The organism is Flavobacterium sp. AJR, from assembly GCF_002156885.1.
In the GTDB taxonomy this organism is placed as follows: domain Bacteria; phylum Bacteroidota; class Bacteroidia; order Flavobacteriales; family Flavobacteriaceae; genus Flavobacterium.
Genome location: NZ_NCWQ01000057.1, coordinates 1 through 12263, shown reverse-complemented (window position 1 = coordinate 12263; position 12263 = coordinate 1). Strand labels below are relative to the sequence as shown.

Below are 12263 nucleotides of genomic sequence, written 5' to 3'. Positions count from 1 at the left end.
TTAATTATTTTAGTTAGTAATTATAGAGTTAGCAGTCCAAGGGCTTGTTGTAATTCTATATGTAACATTCGCAAATTATACACAGCGTTTAGGTAATTTATTTTGGCTTGTGTTAGTGCTAGTTCAGCATCTGTTAATTCAAGTCTTGAGCCTAAGCTATTTCTAAAACGATCATCAATCATTCGGTAGTTTAATTCTGCCGACTTTACCGTTGTTTCCTGAATGTCTAATTGCGTTACTGCTTCTTTCCATTTGCTTATAATCGTAGCCAGTTCAGTCTTAACTTCATCTTTTAAATCGTTTAGCAATATGTCTTCTTGCTGCGTTTTAATTTTTGCTTGATTAATCTGAGATTTAGTGCGGTTACCATTAAAAATCGGGACACTCAGTTGTAAGCCTAAGAAAGAAGTTCTTGGCCAGGCATATTCGTTAAATTCCATATCATCAGCTTGTGCTTGTATCTGATATTGTCCTATTAATGCCAGCTTTGGTAATAGTTCTGACTGAGCGGCTTTTAATTTTTTTTGTTGAAGATCAATAGTCAGTTTTTGAATATTCAAATCATTCCTATTTTTATCAGCAATTAGCAATGCTTGATCAACTTGGTAAAATTCACTTTGACTTACTTTTATGTTATACTCAAGGTCGTCTGTCAGTTCAATTTCTCCCGAATCTTCTAATCCGATGAGTCTTTTTAATTCAATGCCAGATACCTCTATATTATTTTTTAAATAAGAAACAGATGATTTTAAATTTGCTACAGCAATAAAACTCCTTAGCGTATCTGATTTTAGTCCTCTGCCTTGTGCAAATAGCGATTTTGAATCTTGAAGCGCTTTGATATTACGTTGATGGCTTTGTTGAAGTAAACCTAGTTGTCTGTTCATCATCAGTATGTTAAGATATCGACTGGAAACCTGAAGTGCTACCCGACTTTTTAAATCGGCTGTTTTTTCGTCTTGAATTTTCTCGTTGATTTTAGAAGCTTTTGTAAGCTGATGTGTCGCTGGTGCAAAGATGGGTTGGTACAACGATACGAATGCATTATAAGTATTTCTTCCGCCAACAGCGAAATCCTGCACTGGTTTATCTGTGCCTACAAAGGAACCTGGGAGGAATATAACCTGCCTGTCGAAATAATGAGAAAAGCCTGCGTTTGCCGAAATACTGGGCAGCAAACCACCTCTTGTTTCTCGGGTCATTTCTTTAGCATTTATTTCTTCTAATATTTGAACCTGTAATGCTTTGTTTCCCTGTTTTGCCATTTCTAATGCATCAGTGAGAGCCAGCTTTTTTTTCTGTGCATGCACTGCATTAGCGCTGCTTAGCAATAGCAGCGCTGTAACTATGTGTAAGATATTTGTTTTCATTTTATCTTCTTTGAGATTTAAAATCATGATTCTATGGCTGGACTGTTTGTGTCTTCAGAATCTTCTTCTACAATAACAACTTCTCCTTTTTTGCTTGACAAATAAGAATAAACTGCCGGGATGATAAACAATGTTAATATTCCCGAAAAGACAAGTCCTCCCACAATAACAATTCCTAATGACTGGCGGCTGTTAACCGTAAGGGCAATAGGTAATGCTCCGAATATCATGGCTAGCGATGTCATTAAAATTGGACGGAAACGTTGTTCTGCTGCCTGTATTGCGGCATCGTATTTAGAAAGTCCTGTATCTTTTAGATGATTGGCAAATTCTACGATAAGGATTCCGTTCTTGGTAATTAGTCCTACCAGTGTAATAATCCCAATCTGACTGAATACGTTTAAACTCTGACCAAACCACGATAGGCTAAGAATTGCTCCTGTTACTGCCATAGGCACGGTTAACATAATGGTTAATGGATCACGAAGATTTCCGAACTGAGCAGCTAGAATCATATAGATAAGCAATAATGCAAGGACTAGCGTAAAGGCGATATTACCTTGACTCTCGTCATAATCTCGTGATTGACCTGCTAATGAACTTTTGAAATTTTCTCCTAACACTTCTTTCTTAATCTTTTCGATTTCCTCAATTCCTTCGGCAAGGCTTACCCCTTCTGCTGTTGCTGCCGATACTGTAGCCGATATATATTGGTCGTATCGGTATATAGCAGCTGGACTTACTGCTTCTTCAGTGATTATCAGGTTGTTCAACGGAATCATCTTACCTGTTGTTGAACGAACATAGATAGCGCTTAAATCACTTTTGTCATTTCTGTGTTGGCGGTCCAATTGTCCAATTACTTCATACTGACGGTCGTTGCGAAGGAAATATCCGTATCGCTGTCCTGAGAATGAAAGTTGCAGCGTATGAGCCACTTCTTCCATAGATACGCCCATTAAGGCTGCTTTTTCTCTGTTAATATTTATTTTCACCTCTGGTTTATTAATCTTAAGATCAGCATCAACAAATAGAAGTTTTTTGCTTTGGCGTGCGGCTGCCAGAAATTTAGGAAGCACCGCTGTTAGACTATCAAGATTTGGCGATTGCAATACATATTGTATTGGCATTCCTCCTCCATAACGACTTCCGATGGTTGGAGGCAAATAAGGAAATAAAAGAAATCCTCTAAACTTACCCGACGCCGCACCATATTGATTGTATAAATCCTTAATACTTGATTTTCTATCTTTCGGATCTTTAAGATAAATACTTTGTACAGCTACGTTAACAGGCGCTGGAGCGGGAATAAATGAGATCGCAACCATCGAATAGGTTTGATATAAACCATCGGTAGAATCGTTTACATATTTTCCAACTTCGGTCATGTGTTTTTTCATATAATCGAAAGAAACACCCTCGGGAGCAACGGCAATTAGATTCATGTTCGAACGGTCCTCTATCGGTGCTAGCTCAGAAGGAAGTCCTTTGCCAACAAGATAAATAAGTAAAGTTGTGCCGATTAAAAATACCCACGCCAGCCATCTAAATTTCATAAATGTGATTAACAAACTAGCGTATCCATTATTCATACGGACGAAAAAAGGCTCAGTCACACTATAAAACCAGCTAGGCTTTTCTTCTTTCTTCAAGAAATAAGCACTCAGCATTGGAGTAAGTGTCAGTGCTACAAAAGCCGATACCATTACAGAACCAGATACTACAATTGCAAATTCCTTAAATAGCTGACCGCTGATTCCTCCCATGAAAACAATCGGCAGAAATACTGCTGCCAACGTAATGGTAGTTGAAATAACTGCAAAATAAATCTCTTTAGAGCCTTTAAATGCTGCTTGTATGGGCGACATTCCTTCTTCTATTTTTTTGTAGATATTTTCGAGTACAACAATAGCATCATCTACCACCAATCCTATGGAAAGTACTAATCCCAAAAGGGTAAGTATATTGATAGAAAAACCAGCTATATACATAATAAAAAATGCGGAAAGAATAGAAACCGGAATCGCTAATACTGGTATGATTGTAGATCGCCAGTCTCTTAGAAAAAGAAAAATAATTAATACGACTAAACCAAAAGCGATAAAGAGTGTTTCTTCTACTTCTTTAATAGATTCTCTTACAGAACGGGTATAATCGAAACCTACTATTAAGCGGTATTCAGATGGGATATCTTTTTTTAGCTGATCTAATCTTCTGTAAAATTCATCTACTACTTCTATAGCATTTGCACCACGTTGTATCTGGATAGCCACACCCACACCAACGCGGTTAAGGCCTCCAGTTTCATTGATGATAGCCGTACGTTCGTTTACTTCTCCTAATTCGGCTGAGCCAATGTCTTTTAATCGGATTACTCTATTATCAACTTGTTTGATGAGCATTTCCTCAAAATCTTTTACGGAAGTAAGACGTCCCATTGTACGAATACTTAGTTCGCTATTATTCCCGTCTATCCTACCCGCAGGCAAATCGATGTTTTCTCTTAATAATGCCTTACGGATATCTTCGGGAGTTAGTTGATAAGCAGCAAGTTTAGACGGCTCAAACCGAAGACGCATTGCGTATTTATGTTCTCCCACGATAGCAACATTATTGATTCCGGGGATAGACTGTATTCGGTCTTTGATTGTAGTAGATGCGAGGTGACTGACCTCTTTTATGTCTTTGGTATCGCTTTCTACTTCAAGAAATGCTACCAGATTATCTGGCGAAGATGCTTTTTGTACAATCGGCGGATCTACATCTGTAGGAAGCTGTTTTCGTGATTTGGCAACTTTATCCCTGACGTCATTTAATGCGTCTTCAATGTTTATTTCACGGTTAAACTCTATTGAAATTACACTTACTTGTTCCCTGGATTCAGAAGAAATGGTGCGTATTCCGTTTGCTTCCGATATCGATTCTTCCATTGGTCTGGTAAGCTTAGATGCGATTACATCTGGGCTTGCACCTGCATAGAAAGTAATTACTGAAATTACTGGTGGTTCTGTTAATGGAAATTCTCGAATCCCTAATTGTTTCCATCCTATTATTCCTAAAATAACAATGAGGAGGGAGAATACACCGGCTAAGACCGGTTTTTTTATGCTTAAAGCTGATATACTCATAACGCTAAAATTTGAATTTGATTAATTGGGTACAACGGCTTTTACAGGAGTACCATCTCCTATGCGCAGCATATTTGAAATTATGATACTATCGCCAGTCTTAATCCCAGATGTGATAACAGCATCCGTTTCTGTCCTATTACTTATGGTTACTGCCACGGGTTTTGCTACTCCGTTTTTTATTACAAAAACAGCATATCCTTTATCACTTGGCGACAGAGCTTCGGTTGGTATCATTATACCTTTTGCTCCTTTCTGAGTGACACTGAAATAAACTTTTGCCGAAAGGCCTGCACGAAATTTTCCGTTAGAATTATTAGTTATAGCCTGTACTTGTAAGCTTCTGCCTTGAGCATCAAGACCCGGTTCGGTAGCATTGATAGTTGCCGAATATTCTTGATCAGATAACTCAGAAGTAAATCTTACTTTGTTTCCTGTTTGTATCAACGGCAAGTATTTTTCTGGAACAGAGAAATTGATTTTGATACTGCTTTGATCTTGCAGTATTACTAGTTCAGCTCCAGGCGATACGTAAGCGCCAAGGTGTACTTTTGAAATTCCGATTTTTCCCGAAAATGGAGCTCTAATTACGGTTTTGGCTAAGTCTACCCGAAGGAGTTCTTGCTGTGCAATCAAGGATTGGTAACGCATAACTGCCTCGTCGTTTTCCTGTGGTCTTACAGTTTCGGTTTTTAAAAGATTAGCCATTCTGTCTTTTGTAAGACGAGCCAGTTCTAGTTCGGCACCAACCTGTTTTAACCGCGATCTGATGTCGGCATCATTCAGTTTGTAAAGCACAGCTCCTTGGCTCACGTAACTACCATCTTTAAATGCTACATGAGTAATTTTTTGAGGGAGTTCGCTCACAATAGAGACTTCGCGATACGGCATCATCGTTCCCACTACAACCTCTTCCTGATTGAGTTGTTTTTCTTGGGCAATTATAATGTCAACTGGTAGTTTGTTGGCATCCGCCTTAGCTGTTGCATCCTTTTCTGGTGCTTTTTCAGTTTTGTTCTCACAAGCAATCAATAAGATGCTCAACAAGGGAACTAAAATTCCCAACCTTTGTGTAGTATGTTTGTATAACATGTTCTTTTTTTTTAATTATCCAACTAACTATTAAATTTCATTGTCAAAATTACAGTGAGATGCTAGCGGGCTTTATACACAATTACAGGTAAGAGTTGTGAGATTTACTTTTTGTTTAGAGGTTCTAAGGGACAAAGGTTCTGAGGTACTAAGGCTCCGAGGTACTAAGGGATAAAGGTTTTCCGTAGAGGCGCACCGCAGTGCGTCTTAAGTTGTAGAAGAAAAAGGTTCAAAAGAGAAAGGTTCAAAGGTTCTGAGGGACTAAGGCGCAAAGGTTTTCCGTAGAGGCGCACCGCAGTGCGTCTTAAGTAATCTATTTATGGAGGTTCTGAGCCGCAAAGGTTTTTCGTAGAGACGCACAGCAGTGTGTCTTAAGTTTTATAATGACAAAGGAGTATTTATATGAGATTGTTTCTCTATAATAGCAAGCTTATCAAGCCGTATTTTTTTATAGTAGGAAGAAGTAAAACCAGTATATTTTTTTAACTGGTTAGATAAATGTGCAGGACTGCTGTATCCTAAAGTATGGGTAATCTCAGACATCGATTGATCTGTATAAACAAGAAGTTCTTTTATCTTTTCGATTTTTCTGAGGATGATATATTTTTCAAGTGTTTGTCCTTCTACAGACGAAAATAAAGCGCTAAGCGTATCATAATTCTTGGTCAGTTTATTACTGATTAATGTAGAAAATTTGGTTGGTTTTCCATTGTCCAATTGCATTTTGATTCCTATTTCTACTAGTTCCTTAATCTTTTCTACAGTTTCTTCGGTTTTAGTAAATAATAGTTCAAATCCATTTTTTTTAAGCATGGATTTAATTGCCTCTTGGTTCACAGAAAAGTTGGCTGTATCTTTTATTACAACGCGTCCTAGCTCAATAGCAATGATTTCTAAACCTAGATTTAAAAATTCTTGTTCGAGAACATAAATGCATCTGTTGCACACCATTCCTTTTATTAGTAATGTCATAAAATTGATATTAATGATGCTTTTTCCATTTCCTTGAATTTTGTTTTACAAATTTCCTGATAGTTGAGCTGTGTCTTATATTGCTATTCCTAATTTGATTTATAAAATTTATTGATTGTTTTAAAAAGGTTCTGAGGTTCTGAGAGGCAAAGATTCAAAGGTTTCTCTTGCGGCGCGTATTTCTTAAAAGAAAACCTCATTTTTAACCAGTTCCGAAGATGTTAAGGAAGGGAAAAAATGAGGTCAATTAAAAAACAAAATCAATTATTTATTGGGTAATCTTAGGTGGAATAAATTCTTCTTTTAATTAAGGAATAAATATAAAACGGCGGCCAATAGATTATGAAACCGCCGTTTGGCAAACGCATCAAGATAGTTAGCTTCTTTTTTTTTAATTACAGATTTAATAAACTTCGTAGTTTGAACTGTTCAAGTACTACCAAAAAGCATTCATAATAATTCAAATGAAATTATTTTAACCATATAAGTGAAGTAAGTAAATATAAGTATAGTTAATCTGTGTAAACTTAAATGAACTTACATCACTTATATGGTGAGCTTTTGTGTTACATTATTAATTTTATGTAATCTGACTATATAATTTGTCTTGAGAATTTATAGCTCAGATAAGTTTACTTTTTCCACTTTAATCGTAAGCTGTTGCTTACCACACTAACACTACTCAAAGCCATTGCAGCTCCTGCAATCATTGGGTTTAGCAAGAATCCGTTTATTGGGTATAATATACCTGCAGCAAGAGGAATACCAATAAGATTATAAATAAACGCCCAGAATAAGTTTTGTTTGATGGTAGCTACTGTTTGTTTAGATAGTCGAATAGCCTGAGGTATTTTGTTAAGATCTGATGATATAATGGTCATCTTTGCCACATCCATTGCGATGTCGCTTCCCTTGCCCATTGCAATACTTACATCGGCTGTAGCCAAGGCTGTACTGTCATTGATACCATCACCTACCATGGCAACAACTTTACCTTGCTGTTGCAATTCTTTTACAAAATCGGCTTTGTGCTGTGGCATAACCTCTGCTTTATAATGTTTTATTCCTGTTTGTTCTGCGATAGCTTTTGCAGTAGCTTCATTATCTCCAGTAAGCATATAGAGTTCAATACCCATACCTTGCAGATGTTTGATCGCTTCTACAGATGTTTCTTTGATTTTATCAGAAATTGCAATAACCGAAAGTGCTTGCTTGCTATTAGCAAACCAAATTACAGTCTTAGATTCTTTACCCCATGCATCAGCTTGATCCAATAATGTACTGTCAATAGTGATATTATTCTCTGCTAGCAATTTCTTGTTACCTACATAATAGGTTTCGTCCATATAGATTGCTTTTGCTCCCTTACCAGTAATACTATCAAAATGGGTTAGAACTACGTTTGGTATACTTTCGAAATTTTTTACTACGGCTTCCGCTAAAGGGTGTTCGGATTGCTTTTCGATACTAATTAAAATATCTTTTGTTACATCGTTATTATTTAGCCATTTAACACCTGTTACTTGTGGTCTTCCTTCAGTAATAGTTCCGGTCTTATCTAAGACAATTGCCGTAACTTTTCTTGCTAGTTCTAAACTTTCGGCATCCTTAATTAATATACCATTTTCGGCACCTTTGCCCACTCCTACCATAATTGCTGTAGGTGTTGCAAGACCTAATGCACAAGGACAAGCAATAACTAATACTGTAACTGCTGCTAATAAAGCTTGTGCCACAGCATTTTCTCCTCCTAGAACTATCCAAACAATAAAAGTAAGTATGGCTATACTAATTACGATTGGAACAAAAATACCTGCTATTTTATCAACTAGTTTCTGCACAGGAGCTTTACTTCCCTGGGCATCTTGCACCATTTTAATAATTTGTGCAAGCATGGTTTCTTTTCCAACTTTAACTGCTTTGAATTGAAAACTTCCTTTTTGGTTTATAGTTCCTGCAAATACTTTTTCGTTTTCCGTTTTCAGTACAGGAACTGGTTCACCGCTTAGCATACTTTCATCTACATACGAGTTTCCTGAAGTCACCATTCCATCCACAGCAATTTTTTCTCCTGGTTTTACAAGGATAATATCGCCAACATTTACGTTTTCAATTGCTATTTGTTTTTCCGTTCCGTCAGACTGAATAACCATTACAGTTTTAGGCTGTAAACCCATTAATTTTTTAATTGCAGATGAAGTATTTCCTTTAGCTTTTTCTTCTAATAATTTACCAAGAAGGATGAATGCAATAACTACTGCTGCCGCTTCAAAATAAACATGCGCATGTAATCCGCGTTGATGCCAAAAATCCATGAATAGCATGTTGAATACACTAAACAGATAAGCAATTCCTGTGCTTAAAGCCACCAAAGTATCCATATTGGCAGATCTGTTTTTTGTTTGTTTCCATGCATTTATGAAGAAGTCTTTCCCTAACCAAAGTACTACTGGAGTCGAAAAGAACCACATAATCTCATTTCCATAAGGCATATCCATAAAGAACATACCAATCGTTACTACGGGTAACGACAATAGAACTGCCCAAATGGTTTTGTTTTTTAATTTTTTGAATTTCTCGGCATGAATCGCCTCCAGAGATTCTTGCTGTTTGGTTTCGTCTACAATAAGTAAATCGTAACCAACGGCTTGCATAGCCTTTTGAAGTTTATTTGCATCTGTTAGATTTGGAAGATATTCTACAGTTAGGTTTCCTGTTGCAAAGTTTACCGATGCATCAACTACTCCCAATTCATACGTTACAATACTTTCTGCGCTGCCTGCACAAGAAGCACAAGTCATACCTAGAACAGGAAAAGTATTTTTAACAGTCGGAACATTATATCCCAAGTCTTTAATAGCCTTTACAGCATTACCAACGGTTTCATTACCTTTAACAGTAATGGCAGCTCTGCGGTTGTTTACTTCTACTTTGTGAGTTTCAACGCCTTTAACCTCCGCTAATCCTTTTTCTACGATTAAAGCACAATGCTCGCTATCTACATTTTCTAGCGGAATGAAAATTGTTTCCTTGATATTATTATTTGTCGCCATATTTCACGTGTTGTAATTTACATGCAAAGTTGGCGACAATATCTATGAATTTTATTGTGTAATTATGGGTTTGATTTGTAATATTTACTTAAACCTTATCCAATGGTTTTCTTTTTTCTTCCCTAATTTGTTTAAAATGACTTGGTGTTAACCCTGTTACCTTTTTAAATTGATTACTTAGGTAGGCAACACTGGAATAGTTTAGGCGTAAAGCTATTTCGCTCAGCGATAATTCATCATAAACTAAAAGTTCTTTTATCTTTTCGACTTTTTGAGCGATGAAATATTTTTCTATCGTAGTGCCTTCTACCTCCGAAAACAGATTAGAAAGGTAGTTATAGTCATGATTGATTTTTTCGCTCAAGATATCAGATAAATTGTTTTTTGTGTCATTATCCTGATGATGCACCAGGTCGATGATAATGTTTTTTATCTTTTCGATAATTCTACTTTTTTTATCATCTATCACCTCAAAACCTAAAGGAACTAATGCTGCTTCTATCGAATTTCTTTCGTCGGAGCTTAGTTCTTTTGTCAGGCTAACCTCTCCAAGCTTAATATTTGTAAAGTCTAAACCGAGTTTTTCGAGTTCATTTTGAACTACCATAATACAACGGTTACAGACCATGTTTTTAACGAATAATGTACTCATATCCTTGTTAGATCAGATTTTTTATTAAATATAGTATCGACAAATCTACTATTAAAATTCAATTAACCACAAAGGATGTTAAGTTTAAAGTTTGGGCTTAAAATTTAACTGCAGAGTTCGGAAAGATTTACGCAAAGAACGCAAAGGTTGTGTTCTTTGTGATTGCTTTGTGTTGTTTGAGGTAAAAACACATAGTTTGATTCTAAAAAATTAACCGCAAAGGCCACCAAGTATTACGTTAAGCTTTGTACCCTTTACGTAAACCCTAGCGCCCTTTGCGGTAAAAATATTTAGTTTATGATGTTTAGAAAGTCACAAATTTCACTCCTAAACTAAACCATCTTGACGGAAGTGGAACTGCTCCAACTTCGTAATAAGTTGTGTTGAAGATATTTTGTGCATCAACATAAATGGTTACTTTTTTGATCGATTGACTTACTCTAAAGTCGTTAATCCAGTATGATGGCCCTGTTATTCTTTTATTAAAACGAGTAGCAAATAACGCCGTAAAATTTTTATGCTGAAAATCGATTGTATTAGTTATTTGGTGCTCTAAAGAAGAAACCAGATATTTAGAATAAAGATCATCGATGACATCTTGAAATTTAAAATCTAAATAAGAATACGCCAGATTGATATTTAACCTAGAATCATTAGAAAAGTTAACTCTATAGTTGGTACGTAAATTAAAACCATTTGTATTTAGATTTCCGTAATTATTACTTTGCCAAGGCTGAGTAGTTACATTTCTTGTCCAATCTATAAAATTGCTAATCTTTCTGTAAAAATAATTGGCATTAAAACTAAAATTTTGCTTCGTGTATTTGAATCCTATTTCGCTCTGAAAAGCATTTTCGGTTAACAAATCAGGATTTCCAATATTCCCGGGACGTTGGTTAAGGTATAAATCTGTAAACGATGGTATACGCTGACTTGTACCGATATTTCCTATTATCTTAAATGCATCTGTTATGGCATAACTAGCATCAATTCCTGGATAAGCTTGCCATTTATAATCTGAATTATAATTAAGATAAGTACCAAAATTTACATCCAACTTTTCAATAAATGTAGTTCGGTATTGCAAATAAATTCCAAAATTTTCTCTATCATGATCCCCAATGTTGGATGAGCTAATGTCTTCATTTCGTACTTCTGCACCAAAGCCCAGTTCTCCCATTTCCATCTTATACGTTGTATTAATTTCTGCAGCTATAGAGTTGGTATAATGCTGACTTCTACCCGCTTTTAGATTAGAAATTCCGTAGTAACGATAATCATCATAATTATATCTGTAGCTAACTCGAGGCATCAACGTCCATTTTTCCGATAGCATATGTTTAGATTGTACAGATGCAAATGTAGTTTGTACAACTTCACTTGAGTTTCTGTCACCAGGAGCAGCATAAAATCCATTAGCACCAAATCCGTTATTAATATAACCGAATGAACTTAAAATTTCATTGTTGTCGTTAATCTGAAAATTACCCTGATAAAATATTTTATTATTTTCGAAAGCTGTGTTGTATCGATAACCGTTGCTTTTATCATGTGAAGCAAAAAGCGAATGTTGTTGTTTCTCTTTGCTTAAAACTCCTCCTACCTGAATTCCCGTACCATAAAATGTATCTCCAGTATCTTGGGTATCTTTTTCAAAATTAGAACCTGCATACGTATTTACTAAAAAGCCAGATTTGGTTGGTTTTTTGGTAATAATATTTATAGCTCCGGTTAAGCTGTTAACACCATAAGTAAGAGCAGCTGGCCCACGAATTATTTCGATTCTTTCGATTAATTCAACCGGAATAGGCAAATTAAGCATATTATGTGCTGTTTGTGAGTCAATAATTTTTGTCCCATTTATAAGAACAACTGTTTGCTCAAAACTTCCTCCATCTATACTTACATCGGCTTGACTCCCAAATGGTCCTCTTTGTCTTAAATCAACACCATTGGCATATTGCAAAATTTCCTGAATAGATTTTCCTGGTAATTT

At 36.0% G+C, this 12263-nt stretch carries 7 protein-coding genes; all 7 read right to left on the bottom strand.

Annotated elements, in window-relative coordinates; genetic code table 11:
* Window positions 1-20: 20 nt before the first annotated feature.
* The gene (locus B8T70_RS15320) at window positions 21-1370 is read right to left on the bottom strand and encodes a TolC family protein (RefSeq protein WP_086895400.1); all 1350 of its coding nucleotides are present in this window, start codon (window positions 1368-1370) and stop codon (window positions 21-23) included.
* Window positions 1371-1393: 23 nt separating this feature from the next.
* On the bottom strand, window positions 1394-4498 hold the full coding sequence (locus tag B8T70_RS15315; protein WP_086895389.1) for an efflux RND transporter permease subunit: 3105 nt from the start codon (window positions 4496-4498) through the stop codon (window positions 1394-1396).
* A 21-nt stretch (window positions 4499-4519) separates the two neighbouring features.
* Window positions 4520-5590, bottom strand: a complete 1071-nt coding sequence (locus tag B8T70_RS15310; RefSeq protein WP_086895388.1) for an efflux RND transporter periplasmic adaptor subunit — start codon at window positions 5588-5590, stop codon at window positions 4520-4522.
* Window positions 5591-5968: 378 nt separating this feature from the next.
* Window positions 5969-6562 (bottom strand): AraC family transcriptional regulator, encoded by a 594-nt coding sequence (locus B8T70_RS15305; protein ID WP_086895387.1) that lies wholly within the window; start codon window positions 6560-6562, stop codon window positions 5969-5971.
* Between the two features lie 632 nt (window positions 6563-7194).
* A complete protein-coding gene (locus tag B8T70_RS15300) occupies window positions 7195-9615 on the bottom strand; it encodes a heavy metal translocating P-type ATPase (RefSeq protein ID WP_086895386.1) in 2421 nt (806 codons plus the stop codon).
* 88 nt (window positions 9616-9703) lie between these two features.
* Complete coding sequence (locus tag B8T70_RS15295; RefSeq protein ID WP_039119733.1) at window positions 9704-10267, bottom strand: AraC family transcriptional regulator; 564 nt, start codon at window positions 10265-10267, stop codon at window positions 9704-9706.
* Window positions 10268-10571: 304 nt separating this feature from the next.
* Window positions 10572-12263, bottom strand: a 1692-nt coding sequence (locus B8T70_RS15290) for a TonB-dependent siderophore receptor (RefSeq protein ID WP_123912120.1), incomplete at its 5' end; no start/stop codon positions are given.

Excerpts from the sequence above, each read along its gene's own strand:
- B8T70_RS15320 (WP_086895400.1), bottom strand. The coding sequence starts at position 1,370 with ATGAAAACAAATATCTTACACATAGTTACAGCGCTGCTATTGCTAAGC.
- B8T70_RS15315 (WP_086895389.1), bottom strand. The coding sequence starts at position 4,498 with ATGAGTATATCAGCTTTAAGCATAAAAAAACCGGTCTTAGCCGGTGTA.
- B8T70_RS15310 (WP_086895388.1), bottom strand. The coding sequence starts at position 5,590 with ATGTTATACAAACATACTACACAAAGGTTGGGAATTTTAGTTCCCTTG.
- B8T70_RS15305 (WP_086895387.1), bottom strand. The coding sequence starts at position 6,562 with ATGACATTACTAATAAAAGGAATGGTGTGCAACAGATGCATTTATGTT.
- B8T70_RS15300 (WP_086895386.1), bottom strand. The coding sequence starts at position 9,615 with ATGGCGACAAATAATAATATCAAGGAAACAATTTTCATTCCGCTAGAA.
- B8T70_RS15295 (WP_039119733.1), bottom strand. The coding sequence starts at position 10,267 with ATGAGTACATTATTCGTTAAAAACATGGTCTGTAACCGTTGTATTATG.